The sequence below is a fragment of the Halorubrum xinjiangense genome, assembly GCF_900102375.1.
GTDB classification, from domain to species: Archaea; Halobacteriota; Halobacteria; order Halobacteriales; family Haloferacaceae; genus Halorubrum; species Halorubrum xinjiangense.
Map to the genome: position 1 here is coordinate 53,584 of NZ_FNBO01000003.1, position 17,309 is coordinate 70,892.

19 protein-coding genes and 1 pseudogene are annotated in these 17,309 nt (G+C 68.6%); 10 read left to right on the plus strand and 10 right to left on the minus strand.

Going from position 1 to position 17,309, the window contains the following annotated elements; translation table 11 throughout:
- Positions 1-212: 212 nt before the first annotated feature.
- Complete coding sequence (locus tag F3H13_RS04825; protein WP_149797924.1) at positions 213-392, minus strand: DUF7511 domain-containing protein; 180 nt, start codon at positions 390-392, stop codon at positions 213-215.
- A gap of 435 nt (positions 393-827) precedes the next feature.
- On the opposite strand from F3H13_RS04825, the gene F3H13_RS04830 reads away from it, so the two are divergent.
- The 4 genes from F3H13_RS04830 to F3H13_RS04845 all read left to right on the plus strand — a co-directional run bounded on the left by F3H13_RS04830 (position 828) and on the right by F3H13_RS04845 (position 4,183).
- Positions 828-1,781, plus strand: a complete 954-nt coding sequence (locus F3H13_RS04830; protein WP_149797925.1) for a ferritin-like domain-containing protein — start codon at positions 828-830, stop codon at positions 1,779-1,781.
- Positions 1,782-2,039: 258 nt separating this feature from the next.
- Positions 2,040-2,285 (plus strand): PRC-barrel domain containing protein, encoded by a 246-nt coding sequence (locus F3H13_RS04835; RefSeq protein WP_149797926.1) that lies wholly within the window; start codon positions 2,040-2,042, stop codon positions 2,283-2,285.
- 126 nt (positions 2,286-2,411) lie between these two features.
- Positions 2,412-3,332 (plus strand): NAD-dependent epimerase/dehydratase family protein, encoded by a 921-nt coding sequence (locus F3H13_RS04840; RefSeq protein WP_149797927.1) that lies wholly within the window; start codon positions 2,412-2,414, stop codon positions 3,330-3,332.
- Between the two features lie 197 nt (positions 3,333-3,529).
- Positions 3,530-4,183, plus strand: coding sequence for an HAD family hydrolase (locus F3H13_RS04845; RefSeq protein WP_149797928.1), 654 nt, complete (start codon positions 3,530-3,532; stop codon positions 4,181-4,183).
- Between the two features lie 125 nt (positions 4,184-4,308).
- Here F3H13_RS04845 and F3H13_RS04850 read toward each other — a convergent pair whose 3' ends face one another.
- A complete protein-coding gene (locus F3H13_RS04850; RefSeq protein WP_149797929.1) occupies positions 4,309-6,003 on the minus strand; it encodes a PGF-pre-PGF domain-containing protein in 1,695 nt (564 codons plus the stop codon).
- 117 nt (positions 6,004-6,120) lie between these two features.
- Here F3H13_RS04850 and F3H13_RS16500 point away from each other — a divergent pair, with 117 nt between their 5' ends.
- Positions 6,121-6,243 carry a hypothetical protein gene (locus F3H13_RS16500; RefSeq protein WP_262488589.1) on the plus strand — a complete coding sequence of 41 codons (123 nt, stop codon included), beginning with the start codon at positions 6,121-6,123 and terminating at the stop codon, positions 6,241-6,243.
- A gap of 16 nt (positions 6,244-6,259) precedes the next feature.
- On the opposite strand, the pseudogene F3H13_RS04855 reads toward F3H13_RS16500, so the two are convergent.
- A pseudogene (locus F3H13_RS04855) lies at positions 6,260-6,980 on the minus strand (SDR family oxidoreductase).
- A 218-nt stretch (positions 6,981-7,198) separates the two neighbouring features.
- On the opposite strand from F3H13_RS04855, the gene F3H13_RS16120 reads away from it, so the two are divergent.
- Positions 7,199-7,348 carry a hypothetical protein gene (locus F3H13_RS16120; RefSeq protein ID WP_188128003.1) on the plus strand — a complete coding sequence of 50 codons (150 nt, stop codon included), beginning with the start codon at positions 7,199-7,201 and terminating at the stop codon, positions 7,346-7,348.
- A 74-nt stretch (positions 7,349-7,422) separates the two neighbouring features.
- Here F3H13_RS16120 and F3H13_RS04860 read toward each other — a convergent pair whose 3' ends face one another.
- Positions 7,423-7,878, minus strand: coding sequence for a ferritin-like domain-containing protein (locus tag F3H13_RS04860; RefSeq protein ID WP_149797930.1), 456 nt, complete (start codon positions 7,876-7,878; stop codon positions 7,423-7,425).
- A gap of 135 nt (positions 7,879-8,013) precedes the next feature.
- Entirely contained in the window at positions 8,014-9,021 is a 1,008-nt protein-coding gene (locus F3H13_RS04865) for a hypothetical protein (protein ID WP_223174375.1), read from the minus strand.
- 357 nt (positions 9,022-9,378) lie between these two features.
- Here F3H13_RS04865 and F3H13_RS04870 point away from each other — a divergent pair, with 357 nt between their 5' ends.
- Together F3H13_RS04870 and F3H13_RS04875 are read left to right on the plus strand one after the other, a co-directional pair.
- Positions 9,379-10,290, plus strand: a complete 912-nt coding sequence (locus F3H13_RS04870) for a mechanosensitive ion channel family protein (RefSeq protein WP_149797931.1) — start codon at positions 9,379-9,381, stop codon at positions 10,288-10,290.
- A 251-nt stretch (positions 10,291-10,541) separates the two neighbouring features.
- The gene (locus tag F3H13_RS04875) at positions 10,542-12,239 is read left to right on the plus strand and encodes a bacterio-opsin activator domain-containing protein (RefSeq protein ID WP_149797932.1); all 1,698 of its coding nucleotides are present in this window, start codon (positions 10,542-10,544) and stop codon (positions 12,237-12,239) included.
- A 92-nt stretch (positions 12,240-12,331) separates the two neighbouring features.
- Here the strand turns inward: F3H13_RS04875 and F3H13_RS04880 are convergent, their stop codons facing one another.
- From F3H13_RS04880 to F3H13_RS04900, 5 genes are all read right to left on the minus strand, one after another.
- Entirely contained in the window at positions 12,332-12,553 is a 222-nt protein-coding gene (locus F3H13_RS04880; RefSeq protein ID WP_149797933.1) for a hypothetical protein, read from the minus strand.
- Positions 12,554-12,557: 4 nt separating this feature from the next.
- Positions 12,558-12,908, minus strand: coding sequence for a hypothetical protein (locus F3H13_RS04885; protein ID WP_149798115.1), 351 nt, complete (start codon positions 12,906-12,908; stop codon positions 12,558-12,560).
- Between the two features lie 96 nt (positions 12,909-13,004).
- Positions 13,005-14,243 (minus strand): hypothetical protein, encoded by a 1,239-nt coding sequence (locus tag F3H13_RS04890; protein WP_223174377.1) that lies wholly within the window; start codon positions 14,241-14,243, stop codon positions 13,005-13,007.
- Positions 14,244-14,252: 9 nt separating this feature from the next.
- Positions 14,253-15,002, minus strand: a complete 750-nt coding sequence (locus tag F3H13_RS04895) for a DUF5816 domain-containing protein (protein WP_149797934.1) — start codon at positions 15,000-15,002, stop codon at positions 14,253-14,255.
- 114 nt (positions 15,003-15,116) lie between these two features.
- Positions 15,117-15,359, minus strand: a complete 243-nt coding sequence (locus F3H13_RS04900; RefSeq protein WP_149797935.1) for a PRC-barrel domain containing protein — start codon at positions 15,357-15,359, stop codon at positions 15,117-15,119.
- A 237-nt stretch (positions 15,360-15,596) separates the two neighbouring features.
- Between F3H13_RS04900 and F3H13_RS04905 the strand changes: the two genes are divergently transcribed.
- Positions 15,597-15,896 (plus strand): DUF7130 family rubredoxin-like protein, encoded by a 300-nt coding sequence (locus F3H13_RS04905; protein WP_149797936.1) that lies wholly within the window; start codon positions 15,597-15,599, stop codon positions 15,894-15,896.
- A 123-nt stretch (positions 15,897-16,019) separates the two neighbouring features.
- The gene (locus tag F3H13_RS04910; RefSeq protein WP_149797937.1) at positions 16,020-17,012 is read left to right on the plus strand and encodes a hypothetical protein; all 993 of its coding nucleotides are present in this window, start codon (positions 16,020-16,022) and stop codon (positions 17,010-17,012) included.
- The last annotated feature ends 297 nt before the right edge of the window (positions 17,013-17,309 follow it).

A 17,309-nucleotide genomic window follows, 5' to 3' on the forward strand; every position in this document is an offset into this window, starting at 1 on the left:
CGATGGTACTACTCCGAGAAGAGTTTCGACGAAAACGACGGTCTCACGGCGGTTCTCTTCGGAAGGAGCTCGTTACCGTCCCGCGTGGGTGGCGGTTCGTTCGGGGAGGGTGATCGAGCCGTTCCGAGCCGCCGGACGACTCGGCGGAGGCCGGTCATCGACGCGTTCGAAACGGCGACCGTTCGGACGTCCGGGCGCGGTCCGACCGTCCCTCACCGCCACATCCCGAGCGCGACGTACGCCCCGCGCTTCGCCGTCATCCACTCCGTCGTCCGCCGCTCCTCGTCGGGGTGGACCGGGTGGAGCGTACACTCGTCTGGACGGTCCTCGTACCGCGCGAACGTGGCTTTGATCCGCGCTTCGCGACCGCTTCGGTCCTTGGTCGATCTCATCGCTAACCGCGGATGAGACCCGTTCGCGTATTGTAATAGACGTCCTAATCGAGGTCACGAGGGTGTCCGACGACGCGCTGGAGCGAGTTCTCGGTCGTCCGCCGTGCCGCCCTCAGGAGCGCTCCGTGTCGGCCCCAGATCGCAGCCCTGTCGCCCCGGAGCGAGGCTGGGTCGCCCCGGAGCGAGGCTGGGTCGCCCCGGAGCGAGGCCGTGTCGCCTCCGGAGCGCGGCGACGTCGCGTTCCGACAGCCGTCCGGGCCCGAGAGCTGTGTACGGCTGAGTTACTCGCTGCGGGCCGGCCATACCGGGCGACGGCGTCGCCGCGATCGGCACGTCCGCCGCCGCGCCGCCGCGGCGGCCGCCGCTCAATAAGCTGAGCGAAGTCATTTATACCAGATATATAACAAACTACCCGGCCGCGGTACGGTGGGTGTGGTGAATTCGAACACAGACGACGGCGAACGGTCGACGGATGACGGGGGCACAAACACGCGACGCCAGTTCGTGGCCGGATCGGCCGGCGCGCTCGGCGGCGCCGCGCTCGGGGGATCGCTCGTGGGGTCGGCGGTCGCACAGACCGACGACGAGGACGGCGAGGACGGCGAGGACGGGGAAGACGGCGGAGACGGCGAAGAGCCGGTCGAAAACGAGTTCGAGGACGACGTCGACATCCTCAACTTCGCCCGCACGCTGGAGTTCCTCGAAGCGAGCTTCTACGCACAGGGGTTAGAGAACATCGGCGAGGAGGACCTCTGTAACTGTCAGCTTTTTGGCGAGGAGGACGACCCGCGCCGCGAGCAGGTCTACGAGGAGCTCCAGACGGTCCTGGCGCACGAGGAGGCCCACGTGGAGGCCCTCGGCGCGGCGGTCGAGGAGCTCGGCGGCGAGCCCGTCGAGGAGCCCGAGTTCGACTTCGGGCTCGCGGTACAGTACCCGGTGGCGTTCCTCGCGACGGCGGCGCAGCTGGAGGACGTCGGCGTGTCCGCGTACGCCGGCGCCGCGCCCTACATCGAGAACGAGGCCCTGGTCGCCCCGGCGCTCGGGATCCACAGTGTCGAGGCCCGCCACGCCTCGTTCCTGCGGACGCTCAACGGGGACTCCGGGTTCCCGAACGCGGTCGACGAGGCCCGGTCGCGCTCGGAGGTCGAGGCGCTCATCGCTCCCTTCGTCGTCGGCATGGAGGCGCCCGAGGGCGAAGCGCCCGACGACGGCATGGACTCGCCCGACGGTAACGGGACGGACACGCCCGACGACAACGGCACGGACATGCCCGACGACAACGGGACAGACATGCCCGAAGACAACGGCACGGACGTTCCCGAGGATAACGGAACGGACGTCCCCGACGGCAACGGCACGGACGACAACGGCACTAACACCAGTTCCTAACGCGATCGGCGACGCGGTCGAACCGGGACGACCGCGGCCGCTCCGTTCGGTCACTCCGCTTTTTTCCCCGCTGGCGTCGACCGTCGATCGACCGGACGGATCGAGTCCTGGTCGGCGGACTCGCGGTCGGCGGGCCCGAACGGCGACTCGTCGAACCCGGTTGGCCGAACGTACTCGAAGGTAACGCAGTCTTGTGAATTGTGCGCCTCGGATACGAACTCGATAACAAAGCCGAGACGGGTCGTGTGTCCGGACGCGATGGAACGAACGACAGTCACGGACGACGATGAGGGGAAGCGCGTCGTGAACGCCAGCGGCACCGAGATCGGCATGGTCAGCACGGTCAGGGACGGCGTCGCGCACGTCGACCCCGACCCGGGGATGACCGACACGATCCGGTCTAAGCTCGGGTGGGGGGACGCCGATCAGGGCGACTACGCCTTGGAGGCGACGCGCATCGACACGGTGACCGACGACGAGATCCGGCTGAAAGACGAGTTCTAAGCCGAGCGGGAACACGGACAGGTCGACCGACACGGATCCGCTCCGCGGCTTTTCGCCCGCTTCGACGCCCGCTCGCCGCGTAGCCGGCGGCTACTAATCCCGCCGCTCGCGCAACGCCGAGTCAGCATGGACGGAAAACGCGTACTCGTGACTGGCGGATCGGGGTTCATCGGCGGAGCGATCGCGGCGTCGCTCCGGGCGGACAACGACGTGCGGACGCTCGACACCGACCCCGATCCCCCGGCGGGAGTCACCGCGATCGAAGGCGACGTGCGTGACCGCGAGGCCGTCGAGGAGGCGGTCGCGGACGTCGACGTGGTGTTCCATCAGGCGGCGATCGTCAGCGTCGAGCGGTCGATCGACGACCCGAACGAGACCCACGCGGTGAACGCGACGGGGACCCTGCGCGTGCTGGAGGCCGCCCGCCGACACGACGCCCGGGTCGTGGCGGCGTCGAGCGCGGCGGTGTACGGCGACCCGGAGGGGGTCCCGCTCGCCGAGGGCGCCCGGCTCGAACCGACCTCGCCGTACGGGCTGAGCAAGCTGGCGCTGGACCACTACCTCCGGCTATACCACGAGCTGTACGGCCTCGAGACCGTCGCGCTCCGCTACTTCAACGTCTACGGGCCGGGACAGACCGGCGGCGACTACGCCGGCGTCATCGAGGCGTTCCTGCGCGCGGCGCGCTCCGGAGAGCCCCTGACGGTCCACGGCGACGGCGAGCAGACGCGCGACTTCGTCCACGTCGACGACGTCGTGCGGGCCAACCTCCTCGCCGCGGAGACGGACGCGGTCGGCGCGTCGTACAACGTCGGCACCGGCGACTCGGTGACGATCCGCGGCCTCGCGGAGCGCATCCGACGCGCGGTCGGGAGCGATTCGCCGATCGTCCACGGCGACGCGCGCGACGGCGACGTCCGCCACAGCCGCGCCGACATCAGCAAGGCCCGCGAGGAGCTCGGATACCGGCCGTCCGTCGGCCTCAGCGAGGGACTCGAGACGCTCGTCGAGGACCGACGGGTCTCCTCCGCCTCGCAGAACAGGTGACCGGCCGCGCCGTCGCTCCTTTTTTTGCTCTGCTGAAACCTCAGCCAATTACAAGTTTTCGGAGGCGTGCTGAATATAGAGCGCGAGTCCGGCATATGAGCTGAGTTAATTTCACCGACTAATATTGCGCGTGGCATGAAAATATGACTACAGAGATATCAAACTCTATTTTCTTGGAATGTAATCACCCATAAACGATGAAGACATCAGTTTACTTCGATCTTGATGGCACTCTTCTCAATTACAGTACCCCTTTTTCGGAACTTTTCGTACAGACACTTCCAACTGATGCTACCGAAGAGATGATTGAAACGTATTCTGAACAGGTACTTACGAGTATTACACAGGTAGAGGACGAACCGTACCAGCGGGCTTTCGACGCGGTTTGCGAACAATACGACCTCGACCTGGATACAGAGCGGCTCGCAGCAGAATACATTGAGAAGGAAGCGAGTTCAACACACATCCCTCACACAGTACGACAGCTTGTTGCGTCCATCGCAGTTCGCCACCAGACCGGTATCCTCACAAACGGCGACGGACGGATGCAACGTCGGAAAATCGAGGAACACGGGCTCGACGAGTTCGTTGACACAGTTATCGTTTCGAACGAGATTGGGACACGGAAACCGAATCGAGAGATCTTTGAAGCGGCCAAAGAGCGACTTCCCGCAGAAGTGTTCGTCTATATCGGAGATACGTTCGAGGAGGACATCACTCCAGCACGCGAAGCGGGATTTGAGACCGTCTACGTGGGCGAGGAACCCCATCCGGACACGTCGGTGGCCTCGAGAGGAACAGAGGAACTGGCGACGTTGCTCCTTCCGTTAATCGAAGAAGGTTCGGCATAGTTGAGAGCGGCACTGTTCTGACGGTAGCCAGTCAGAATGTATTCCTGCGGAGGATTTCAACAGAGCCTATTTTTCAAAAGTCAGATTTTGACGCGTTGGCCTTTCAAAAACCACCGCCCGCGTCGTCACTCCCGCCGACGGCCGCGCGTTGCGACGCCCGCCGTGACCGCCAGTGCGAGGAGCGCGGCGACGACGCCGAACCCGGGCGTCTCGTCCTCGCTCGCCTCCGTCGCGTCCGTCGTCGAGTCGTCCGCCGTTTCGGTCTCCGAGTCGTTCGACGCCGCGTCCTCGTCCGTCTCGTCGGCACCCGTCTCGTCGGTGTCCGTCGAGTTGGTGTCCGTCGAGTTGGTGTCCGTCGAGTTGGCGTCCGTCTCGTCGGTGTCCGTCGAGTTGGCGTCCGCGTCCGCCGCCTCCGAGTCGGCCGTCTCGTTCGCGCTCGACGTGGCGTTCGCGTCCGCCGCCGCCTCCCCACCCGGGGTCGTGTTCGCGGGCGACTCCGCCCCGGCGGTCGCGTTCGACTCGCCCCCAGTCGTCACCGCGAACAGCGAGAAGCCGCGGGTCTCGGCGTCGACGGTGACCCGTCCGTCGGCGCTCGTGGCCTCGGCGTCGAGCTCGGTCCAGGCCGTCCCGTTCCAGCGCACGACCTCGACGCGGTCGAGGGCCGACTCCTCGAGCGTCTCGTTCGAGTAGGCGAACGTGACCGTCGCGTTCTCGTCCGCGAACTCGTCGTCCGGGTCGATCCGATACATCCCGACCGCCTCGTCGGGCGCGGTTACGCCCTCGGGGAGCTCGCGGAGCTTGTCGACGATGAGCAGGCCCGAGACGGTCTCCCGATCGAAGTCGACGACGGCCACCTCGTTGGCCGGGAGCTCGACGACGCCGTCCCCCTCAACTGCCCCGTTGTCTCGCTTCTCGACATACGTCGGGATGCTCCAGCCGGAGCTGGACCCCTCGTCGTCATCCTTCGCGGAATCGTCGGAGGAGTTCGCGGACCCGCCGTCGTCATCGTCCGTGGACTCGTCCGAGCCGTCCGTGGAATCGTCCGAGCCGTCCGAGCCGTCTGAGCCGTCCGTCGACTCCGACGACTCCGACTCGGTGACAGTGACCTCGGTCGTCAGTCGGTCGCCGGTCGTGGCGGCCGCGAGCGACCAGTTTCCGGCGCTGTCCGCCGTGTCCGTCCACGTGAGCGTCTGGCTTTGAGTCTCGCCCGGCGCGAGCTCCACCGCACTCTCCGCGACGCTGTCGCCGTCGACCTCGATCCACACGTCTCGCGTCGTGACGTTCGGGTCGTCGTTCGTCACGGTGACTGTCGCCGTCAGGTCGTCGCCGGCCTCGACGGGCGAGTCGGTCTCGACGCCCTCGACGGTGAAGAACGAGCCCTCGTCGATCTGGACCGTCCGGTTGTCCGCCCCGTGGTCGCTCACCACCTTGATGCGCTCCGTCCCGGCGTCACCCGGGCCGGTGTCCCACGTGAGCGTCACGTCCTTGCTCTCGTTCGGTTCGAGCGTCAGTGCCGGGCTGGCCACCGAGTCGACAATATTGTTGCGGTCGTCTTTGAGGTGGATCTGCTGGCTGTCCGCTGTCGTCCCCTCGTTCGTGACCGTCGCCTCGACGACGAGCGCGTCGCCCTCGGTCACCGCGGCGTCGTAGTCGGTTATCTCCACCGCGAAGAACGGGTCGCCGTCGGCCGTCTGCGACGGCGCCTCGGCCGCGACGCCGACCGCGCTCAGCGCGCCGAGCGCGCCGAGGACGAGCAGCAGTGCGGCGAGCGTTGCGATAACCACGAACTTCGTCGGTCTGTCGGGTGACTCCGATCGCATAGTCGGCGCGAAGCGGGAGCGTAACTAAAGTACGGACAGCTTATCGCGCGGAAGCCGCCGGCTAACCCCGTCTTCGGCGGTGCTGGAGTTATTACGATTCGACGGGGAACGCCGGCCATGGGCGATTCGGCTTGCGACCGTCGGTTCTGTCCGCAGTGCGACCTGGCGCTCTCCCGCGCCGACGGGACCTGCCCGGAGTGCGGGGCGCGGATCGAGTGCCGCGACGACGGCGACCGCTGACCTCGCGCCGCCGCGCTTACATCGTGTCCGAGTACTTATCTCGCCGGTAGAGGTCTATCTCGTGCGCGGACGAGCCGGACCGCGACGCGGCGAAGGCGATGGCCTCCGCGACCTCCGCCGGCTCGGTGACGCTCCCGGGCTCGAACCGCTCCTCGAACGGCTCGCCGTCCTCGCTGCCGAACTCGGTCCGGACCTCCGAGGGGTTGACGACCGAGACCGCCACGCCCTCGTCGCCGACCTGCGCCGCGACGCTGTGCGCGAACCCGCGGATCCACCACTTCGTCGCGGCGTACACGGGGTTGAACGGCCGGGGAAACTCTCCGGCGAAGCTGCCGACCGCGACGAGGGTCCCCTCGCTCTCCCTGAGGTGCGGGAGCGCCTCGCGCGTGAGGAAGAACGCGCCGTCGACGTTGGTCTCTTGCATCGCGAAGTACTCCTCGTCGGTCATCGTCGCCACGTCGCTCCCGCGGGCGAGCCCCGCGTTGACGACGGCGACGTCGAGGCCGCCGAACTCCTCGACCGCGGCTTCGACCGCCGCCGCCGACGTCGCCGGCCGCGACGACCGCCTCGACGCCGTACTCGGACCGCACGTCGTCCGCGACCGATTCGAGCGCCTCGCGTCGCCGCGCCACGAGGACGAGGTTCGCGCCGCGCTCGGCGAGCGCGTGCGCCGTTGCTTCGCCGATTCCCGAGCTCGCTCCGGTGATCACCGCCGCCGCGCCGTCGAGGTCCGTCATGTCCGTGGGATCGGCGAGGGCGGAAATAAAAGGTCGCGTCTGTGGGAGCCGACTCGGGAACGTGCCTTCTGCGCGCCCGCCGCGAAGGCCCGTCGAAGTCCCTCCCGGAGGCGAGTCGACCCCTGATCGCCGGGCGTTTTTCAGGCGAAAGTACCGACCGGAGCGGAAGCGGGCCATACCGTGCGACTAACTACCTCGGTCGGCGCCGAAGAGGGGGCATGGCGATTCGAACGACGATAGGGTGGTCGCTCATCACGTCCGGCGTCGTAACGCTGCTGCTCGCGTTTCTCCCGTTTCCGTCCGTCTACTGGGGGGTCGCGCTCATCGTCGTCGGCGTCCTCGTCTTCGTCACCCGACGGGCCACGTGAGGCGGTCACCCGGTGCGACCCGTCGACCGAGCCCGAACGCGACCGGTCACCCCACGGCGGCCGATCCTCCGCAGTCAGTCGTTCCGGTACTCCTTCTGGAACCCCTTGAATTCGCTTCGGTGGGCCTCTTCGTCGGCGAGGATGCCGACCGCGAGGTCCTCGGTCACCGGGTCGTCCGCCTCCTCGGCGGCGTCTATCAGGTCGTGATACGTCGAAATGGCGGCCTCCTCAGCGTCGAGGACGCCCTCGATCACCGCGAGGACGTCCGTCGAGTCCTCGGGCGGCTGAAGCGACTCCTGTCGGGCCGTGAAATCGGTCGAGGACGGGGGTCGCGCGCCCAGCTGCTTGAGGCGTTGGCCCAGTTCGTTCGAGTGGGCGAGCTCCGCCTGGATGTCCTCGTGGAGGCTCTCTTTGATCTCCTCGGCCCGAACGCCCTCGAGGATGATCGCGTTCGTCTGGTAGTTCATCACGGTCTCGATCTCGTCCTCGTAGCTCCGCCGCAGCAGCTCGACGACGCGTTCTGATGACATGGCGCCGGACCGTTGAGCTGAGGGCCGTATAAGTATACTCGGCCTATCTACGTCTCGGTTTCCGGCGGAGCCTCCAGCGCGGCGGCAGCGCGCCGAGACCGGGACGACCTCGGGAGGGGCCGTGGTCGCCGCCGATCAGTTAAGCGAGAAGATCCCGGCCGACGCCGTGAGTCTGGCGACCGCGGAGAGCCGGAGCATGTAGGCGGTGAACACCAGGTACGGCGCGAGCGAGATCGTGAACGCCGCGGCGACGAACGTCTGGAGCGGCGGGAGACCGAGCACCCAGAAGTCGGGGAGGAGCCCGGCGTTTATGGCGAGGATCGTCGACGCGTTGATCAGGATCGCCGGGAGGGAGGTCACCAGCAACGTCTGCGAGAGCTTCGACACCTCCTTGGTGTAGTACAGCGTTTTGAAGTACTCCTTGCCGACGGCGAACAGCTCCAGCGCGTCGGTGAGGTGGTTGAGCTGGTCCTCGAGGTTGTCGGCCGCCTCGCCCTTGTGAGCGGACCTGAGCGTCCCGGACCGTTCCATCTGCGCGCCGTATCTGAACTCCATCCCCTTCCAGAGGACGGCGAACTCGGCCCCGCCCGTGTTCTCGACGGCGCCGAGTTTGTCGGCCATCTCCGCGACGGTCGACGCGTAGGTCCGAATGTCCTCAGACCCCTCCGAGTCGAGCCCGTCGTCGTCGAGTCGTTCGGCGCGCTCCCGGATCTCCCGCGACATGACCTTCAGGAACGACGCCGGGTCGGACGGGTTCTCCTCGGGCCGAGACAGCTTGCTCAGCTTCTCGCGGAAGTCCGACGCTCCCTCGACGCGGTCCGATTGGTTGGAGACGGAGCTCATGTCGTGCGAGAGGACGATCGAGTTTATCGACACGACGATCGACACGAGGAGGATCATCCCGCTCAGGAGCGTGTCGAGTATCGTCTGGACCGCCGACGTCTCCGTCAGCAGGTTCTGCATCTCGAACGTCCAGACGGTCCCCAAGAGCACGAAGGAGACGAAGACGAACGTGAGCAGCGCCCCGGTGACGGCCAGCCGGTTGGCCTCCAGTAGCACCCACCGGATGATACCGAACTCGCCGTCCGCGGACGGAATGGGAAACCAGTCTCGCCACCGGCGAACGGCGCGTCCCAGGTTCATGGCCGCTCGACCCGTCGAGACCCGCCGGTGTTCCGCCGCGCGTTCGGTTCCATGGCAGCAACACCGGGAAAGAGCGGCAAAACCCTGCGGCCAATACACTACAATGATCCGGACCGCGGGGGCTCTGCTGTCCGCGACCCGCCCGTCGGAACCGACCGGCGCGCGCCGATAGGTCGCGATTACTTAATCCGCGTGAGCGTCTCGCCAGCGTATGGATCTCGAGGGCCGGACGACGCCCCCGGCGGGTGGCCGGCCGATGGGTTCGGCCGAGGACGGGGGCCGCATCGGGCGGGTTCGATCGGTCACCGCGCGCCGGAGGGGCTCAAAGAGACCGGACGGTCGACCGACGAGCGGATGATGACGGCGCCGTTCGCAGCGACGTCCTTCACGACGGCGGCGCTCCAACTGCCCACCGAGCCCGACCCCGGCCCGGACGAACTGGCCGTGTTCTGGCCGCTCCTCGTTCAGCTCGGCTGGTTCCTCGCCGGCTTCCTCACGGTCGTCCTGATCGGGTGGCTCCTCGTCCAGCCGGTCCTCAAGCGGGCAGTCCGGCGTCGGAACCGCAACAACCCGACGCTTCAGGCGGCCGTCGTCCTGTACTTCCGCCTCCTCGTGGCGCTGGCGGGCACGCTGGTCGGAGTGGCGGTCGCCGGCTACGGAGGGTTCCTCGGCGACTCCGCGCTCGTCATCAGCGCGGTCGCGCTGGCGGTCGGGATCGCCGCGCGCGAGGTGATCGGCTCGCTCGTCAGCGGCGTCGCGCTGGTCTTAGACCCGGAGTTCAACGTCGGCGACCACATCGAGTGGGACGGCGGTGCGGGCGTCGTCCAGTCGATCGCCCTCCGGATCACCCGCGTCGAGACCGCCGCCGGCGAGCTCGTGACGATCCCGAACACGATCCTGACCGCCGGCGAGATCACCCGCCCCTACGGGCGGGGGAACCATCGGATCGTCCAGGAGCTCGGAGTCGGGTACGAGGCCGACCTCGACGAGGTGCTGGAGCAGCTCACGGACGTCGCCGGCGAGACGGAGGGGGTCCTCGCGGAGCCGTCCCCGGCCGCGTACGTCGACGACCTCGGCGCCGACGAGGTGTCGGTCCGGGTCCACTACTGGATCACCGACCCGACTCGACGCGACGTCTTCGCGGTCAGGTCGGCGTACGCTCGCGGGGTCAAAGACCGGTTCGAGGCCGAGGGTATCACCGTCAACCAGCCCGCCGAACGCGAGCTCTCGGGGCGGATCCGTCTCGGCGACGACTCCGCGTCCGAGTGAGACGACCGCGACCGGGAGGGAATCGGTCCACAGACCCGGAGTTCGGGGGTGTCGCAGCCGGGGGCATCTTCCGGTAGTTCCGATTTCGCGGGGTAAGACGCGATTACAGGCCCGTTAAGCGGCGTGTGTCTAAACGGCAACCGTCCCTGAGAGCGAGTGTATGAGCCCACCGCGGAGCGGCAGCGAGCGGAATATCCCCGCAGTCACCGCCGACACGGCAGTCGTTCGACCCCCGTCGGCGGGAGAGGGACATGACTGACGAGGCCCTCGACGTTCTTCTCCTCGGGTCCGGCCCCGCGGACGCTCGACGCGTCGCCGAGCTGCTCGAATCTGGGACGCAACTCAACCGGATCGAGCTCGACGGGTCGGTTCCCGATCGGTCCGTGCTTCACCGCGAATCGACCCTCGAAGCGGGGCTGCGGCGGCTGTCAGACGGCGATGTCGACGTGATACTGTTCGACCTGGGACTTCCCGACAGCGACGGTTTCGACGCGCTCGTCGGGGTCCTCGAGGCGGCCGATTTCACGCCCGTCGTCGTGCTCACGGACCGGGACGACCGCGACCTCGGGATCCAGGCGATCCAGGAGGGGGCCCGCGACTACCTCGTCAAGGGCGACCTGACGGGCGACCTCCTGATCAGCTCGATCCGGTACGCGGTCGAGCAGGCCCGCCAGGAGCGCGAACGAGTCCAGCACCGCGAGCAGCTGGAGGCGCTCAATCGGCTGTACGGGATCAGTCAGGACATCGTCCACGCGCTCATCACGGAACCGACCCGAGAGGGCCTCGAACGGGCCGTCTGCGAGCGACTCGTCGAACCGGACGCCTACGACGTCGCCTGGGTCGGCGAGGTGAACCGCGCGACCGAACAGCTCTCCAGCCGCGAGTTCGCGCCGGCCGACGCCGAGTTCGACGTCGTCTCTGGCCCGTCGGCCGGCGACGCGGACGGCGAGCGACCCGAGGTCGAGGCGGTCCGTACCCGGACGGTACAGGTCGTTCAGGACGGCGAGACCCCGCCCGAGTTCGACCGCTGTCACGAGGAGATCCGGGCGGCCGGCTACCGCGCCGCGGCCGCCATCCCCGTCGCATACGGGAACATCTGCTACGGCGTGGTCGCGATCTACGACGAGTCGCCGGACGCCTTCGTCAGCACCGACCGGGAGAGCCTCTCGCGGCTTGGGGAGATCATCGGGCACGCGATCGCCGCCGTCGAACGCAGGGACGCGCTCACGAGCGACACGGTGTTCCAGTTGACGTTCAGTCTGGAGCGCGAGGCCGACGCGCTCGTCGCCGCCTCCACCGCGGGGTGGCGCCTCGACGTCGCTCGTCTCATCGGGGCCGACTCGGGCGTCCTCGCGTACGGCACCGTCGAAGGGATAGAGAAGCAGGAGCTCCGCGGGATCGCGGAGCGGTCGCAGCTAGTCGACGGGCTCCGGATCCTCTCTCCCGAGGCGGACGGCTACGAGGTGGAACTCACCACGGGGTGGGGGGAGAAGCTGGTCCCCGCCCTCGCGAAACACGGCGCCCTCGTGACGGCGCTCACCGTCGCCGACGGCGAGTTCCGGTTCGTCGTCGAGGTGCCGTCGGAGCGGGACAAACACCAGATCGTCGACATCGTTCACGACCACTGCGCGGACGCCACGCTCCGCGCCCAGTGGACGGTCGCCCGCGACGACCCGGCGATCACCGACTTCCACCTGGCCTTCGAAAACCAGCTCACGGAGAAGCAGCGCGCCGTACTCAAGGCGGCGTATCACGCCGGCTACTTCGACTGGCCGCGAAAGAGCACCGGCGAGGAGGTGGCCGACCTGCTCGGCGTCACGCAGGCCACCTTCAGCGAGCACTTCCGGGGGGCCGAACGCACGCTGTTCGAGGCGGTGTTCGAGGGCGGCGAGGACGACGGCGTCCCCGCCTCGCCGTGGGAGCCGTCCGACCCGGACGCCCCCCGCTAGTCAGCTTCGGCGACCGAGTTGAGACCGCGCGACCGCTCGATGGTCACCGCCGAGGCGACGCCGCGAGACGAGTCGATCAGCTCGCGGCCGCTCTATCCGGAAGGAGCGACCTCACCGCGTTCCGCGTCCTCGCCGCGTTCCACGTGCATAACCGCACCCGCGAGCGCGGGGAACCGCTCGCCCAACCGAGGTCTGAGGTAGACCAGCCCGCCGATGACGACGGCAGTGACGAGCAGGGCGCCGACCGGGCCGACCCGCCTGCGCGCCAGGTTCCAGACCGTCCACGCGGTCCCGAGGAGCTGGAGGGAAATCATACGGTCAGGCCCCCGGCACCCCGAAGGCGCCGATTCCGAGCCCGAGGAACCCGTTCAGGACGAAGAGGATGACGAGCGCGGCGACCCAGGCGACGATTCCGATGAGCGCGGCCTGCCCCCAGCCGCCCGGATACCGCCAGTTGATGACGGCGACCCACACGATCAGCGCGAGGATCGGGCCGAAAAGCGGGAGCCACGCCGTCAGGGCCCACGCGACGGCGCCGAGCAGGGCGGTGACGACCGCGTGGCCGTAGTCGTCGGTGTCCGCGATCACCCGGGCGCTCACGTAGATCGCGAGCCCCCCGATCAGGAGGGCGACGACGAACGCGACTGCCGAACCGACGAATCCTGTTATCACGCTCGTAGTTCGCCGACTACCGTCAACAGGATGTCGCCAACGTGTATTGATCCCCCGGAGCGCCGTGCGGTCTCACGCGTCCTCGCGGCCGCCTTACGGGCGGTCGCGGAAGAGCGCCAGGTGTCGGAGCGCCATCCGGTTCTCGATGCCCCCCGCGAGCGCCCCGGAGAGCACGCCGAGCGTGCTGATGAACGCACCCACGCGAACGAGGTCGACCATCCCGACCGTCGGGTCCTCGAGGCTCGGCCAGTTCGTCATCAGGTTCGGCGGGAAGACGGCGAGTTCGATCAGGAGCATGATCGACCCGACGAGGGCGAAGAGGCCCGCCATCGCCGCGACGAGGATGAGGAACACCGTCACGTTCACGAGCGCCATGTGTTCGGTGATCACTTGACTGTGCTCGCGGGGGAAGGAGAGCCGCTGGACGTACAGGATGTGGACGGCGGCGGCGACGACGCTCCCCGCGGCGAACAGGGCGGCGGTCCGGTTGGTGAGGTTGAGCCCGACATCCCACGCCTCGGCGCTGAACACCAGGATTAGCGTCGGCGTCACCGCGGCCGTCGAGAGGCGCGGGAGCGAGAACGGGAGCAGCGGCGCGCGGCTCTGGAGGAGCGTCGAGAACACGATCCGCGGGTTCCGCGCGAGGCTCAGCGCGTGGAACGCGAGGCGTCTGAGCCGCCCGCGCGAGGCGTCCGCCTCAGGGATGCGGGCCGCGATCGCGTCGAGGTGGCTCGCGACGTCCGCGTCGAACGACGGAACGCTCCGCCTCGAAGGGTCGAACGAGAACGGGGCCATCACGCCGCCGTCGTCGTGGCTCCCGCCGAACACGTGGCCGAAGAGGTGGACGAGGAGGGTCGCTGCGTTCCAGCGAACCGCGGGCGAGTCGAGCGTCCGGACCGCCTCCCGGCCGGGGCGCCGAGTCAGTCGTCGGGTCGAAACGACGGCGACGCGGGCGAGCGGGGACGCGAGCCCCTCGACCACTCGCTCCTCGCGCGAGGTCAGCGGGACGTCGGTCGCGACGACGACGAGATCGTAGGGGCGTTTCACCATGTGGAGCGCGGCCTCGTCGAGGAACTCGGACGGGCGTCGCGGGGCGCCGTCGGCGAGCGGGTCCGGTTCGGCGCAGTGGATCCGCCAGTCCGCGTCCGTCGCCGCGGCCAGTTCGTCGACGGCGTCGCGGGCCGTGCGATCGGCGAACGACGCCAGCAGATCGGCGTCGGCGTCCGGCGAGTGCGCGACGAGGACACCGACGTCGATCCGCGCCGCGGCGTCATTGCCGCGTCGGCCCGCCGGGGCCGAGTCGGAGCGGGCGCCCCCGTCGCCGTCGCTCATCGGCCCGCGTCAGAGGTACGCATCGTCCCACTCGTCGGCGAGGTGCGTGTTGCCGCAGTTCCCGCACTCCAGCCTGTCTTGCCCGTCGATGGAGACGTCCGTGCTGCCGCACTGCGAGCAGAAGTAGCCGTACGGGTCCGTCTCGTCGACCGCGGAGTAGACGGGGAAGAACGGGGCCTCCCTGCCGGGAACGCCGTCGCCGCCGTCGACGAACCGGTCGGCACCGTCGACGGAGACGGTGTCTGGCACGGCGACGCTCGGTTCCGTCGACGTCTCCGTCGACTGGCCCTCGGTGAACACGGCGACGTCGAACTCCTCGCCGCCGATCGGGATGCGGTCGTGATGGGACCGCTTGAGCCCGAACCCTTCGAGGAACTCGCCGCCCTCGACGGCGGCGTCCAGGATACACGCCGCGAGCGGCTTCTCGCCGAACCGCTCGCGGACGCGCTCGACCAGCGCCGTGGCGGCGCCCCCGCCCCGTGCGGTCGGGTCGACGTGGAGCCACCGGACCGTCGCCTTCGCGCCGACCTCGACGGTGACGAACCCGCGGACGGTCCGGTCGCCGTCGACCATTTCGTCGGCGACGAACACGAGGGTGTCCGCGTCGTCGAGCATGGCGGCCAGCGACGCGTCGTCGAACTCCGATTCGAGGATCGTCTCTATCTGTGCCGGACTCAGTGAGTACGACGATCGCAGCGAGTCGCCTGCGATCGCACTGATCTGTTCTCGGTCGTCAGACGCTGCGAGACGGACGTTCATGATTGGTGGAAGCGGTGATGGGTTCCGAGTCGGTCGCGTTCGCGCGCCGCGGCGTCGGCCTCTCGTTTCGAGAAGTACGGGGCTGCGAGGGACCGGCGACGGTCCGGGGCGACGTCACCTGCCTAGGTGAACCGCGTCGTCGGAGACGGACTCGACGCTGGAGGAGTCGAGGACGTAGTCTCTGCCGTCGTCGTCGCCCCAGCCCAGTTTGGACCGGGTCGCGTCGCTCAGCCCCGGTGCGGGGTCGACGTGCGCTTTCTCGTCTTCTACGGCCGTGACGCGGCCGACCGTGTCGCCGGCGGCGTTCAGTACGTTCTTCCCTTCTTCCTCCTCGGTCAGCGCCACGTGGTCTCGCATTACGAGCCCATCGAGGGCGGTCTCGGCGCTAAGGATTCTGCTTGCCTGTGCCGGGCGTATATGCGTCCCCGAGTGAGGCCGCCAGAGCGGCTGCGACCGCTCTGGTTCGCGTACCGATCACGGGCCCCACGGTGCGGTGGGCGGCACGACGGCGGGGGCGGGCCCGACGCTCCGCGGCCGCGGGATTCCACGTGTGTTGGGCTCGCGTTGATTACGCGAGGGGACGACGGACACGGTATGGACAACCAGACGCACGTCCAGAGCGTGTCGGTCGAACCGGGAGAGCTGCTGTACGACAGAAACAGCGAGGTCGTGGGACGGGTGAGCGGCGTCACCGACGCCGGGTTCGAGGCGGAGATCATCGCCGACGACGAGAGCGAAGTCGAGGAGGTCCCGGGCCAGGAGTTCGGCGAGGGGTACCTGATGTGGCGGTGCGGCGAGTGCGGAGAGATGGACGAGCTAGAGGACGGGCTGCCGGGGTCGTGTCCGAACTGCGACGCGCCGCGAGAGGCGATCACCGCGGTCGAAGAGGACTGACCTGTTCCACCGCACGCCCGAGAGCGCGCGCGGATTCACCGGAGCGGACCGCGTTCGGTCCCGCCTCGCCCCGCCGGAGGCGCCCGCGCGGGCGTTCCCGAGTTCACCGACCGGACGGGACGCATGAGCCGCGAACCGGACGTGGCGCGTTCCGTCACCGACGCCGGGACGGCCCTCGAACGCGCGGCCGACTGGGTCGTTCTCGGCGGCGACCGGCGAGCCGTCGCGGGCTGTCTCGCCGTCGGGGTCGCCGGCGTCGTGTGGGCGCTCGTGGCGGCCGGCGCGCTCGCTGTCGGGCCGGAGAGCTCCGTCGCGAGCCTCTTTGGAAGCGGCCTCACCTCGGGGGTCGTCACGCTGCTCACCATCGCGCTCTCGATCAATCAGCTCGTCCTGTCGCGGGTGTTCGGGTCGGTCGACGTGCTAGCGAAGCGGCTCGACGGGTCGCGGGAGCTGCGGGAGACCGTCGAATCGATCGCCGGGGTCCCGTCGAGCCCCAACGATCCGGCGGCGTTCCTCTCGCTGATCGCGACGACGCTGACCGACCGCGCTCGCGGGCTGGCGGCGACCGCCGACGGCGCCGACTGGGACCCGCCCGAAGAGCTCGCGAACGCGCTTCGCGACCTCGCCGCGTACGGCGAGAGCCTGGACGAGAACCTCGACGCCAACGACGGGATGACCACGGTTCTCGGCGCGATCCTCGGGACCGAGTACGCGCGGAACATGACCGCCGTCCGCCACCTGCGGAACGAGTACGCGGCGTCGGCCCCGGAGGGCGTGTCGGCGGAGTTTGAGGCCATCGAGGAGCTCCTCGAGTCGGTCGCGATAAGTCGCCAGTTCTACAAGACGATCGCCATCCAGCGGGACCTCGCGACGCTGTCGCGGCAGCTCATCTACTCGGGGATGACGGCCCTGGTGGCCGTGATCGCGGTGACGCTCGTCTACCGGACGGGTTCCACGACGCTCCCGGCGGCGACGCTCCCCGTCGTCGTGAGCGCCGGGATCGGGGCCATCGTCGCCCCGCTGGCGCTGTTCGTCGCGTACATTCTCCGGGCGGCGACCGTCGCGCGACAGACCGTCTCCGTCGGCCCGTTCGTGCCGTCCGAAAACGGGGACTGAGCGGGTATCGTCGCCGCGACGGAAGACGGCATTCTACGATCTTAGGCGGAGAGTTCACACGGCTCTCGTCGGTATCTCTCATCGGAGACAAATCATGTCCGATACACCGGGGGAAGTCCGGATCCGAGTCGAAGCGGCGGGCGACCGGCCGCCGCTCGCGGCGGCGAGGGCGGCGTCCGACGACGCGCCCGGTGCCGCGGGAGCCGAACGCCGCCGCGGTCCCGCGGTGGCCTTCGGAGCGTCGACCGCGACGGACGGCTCGGAGTCCGCCCCCGAGAGGCGGCGCATCGAGAGGCC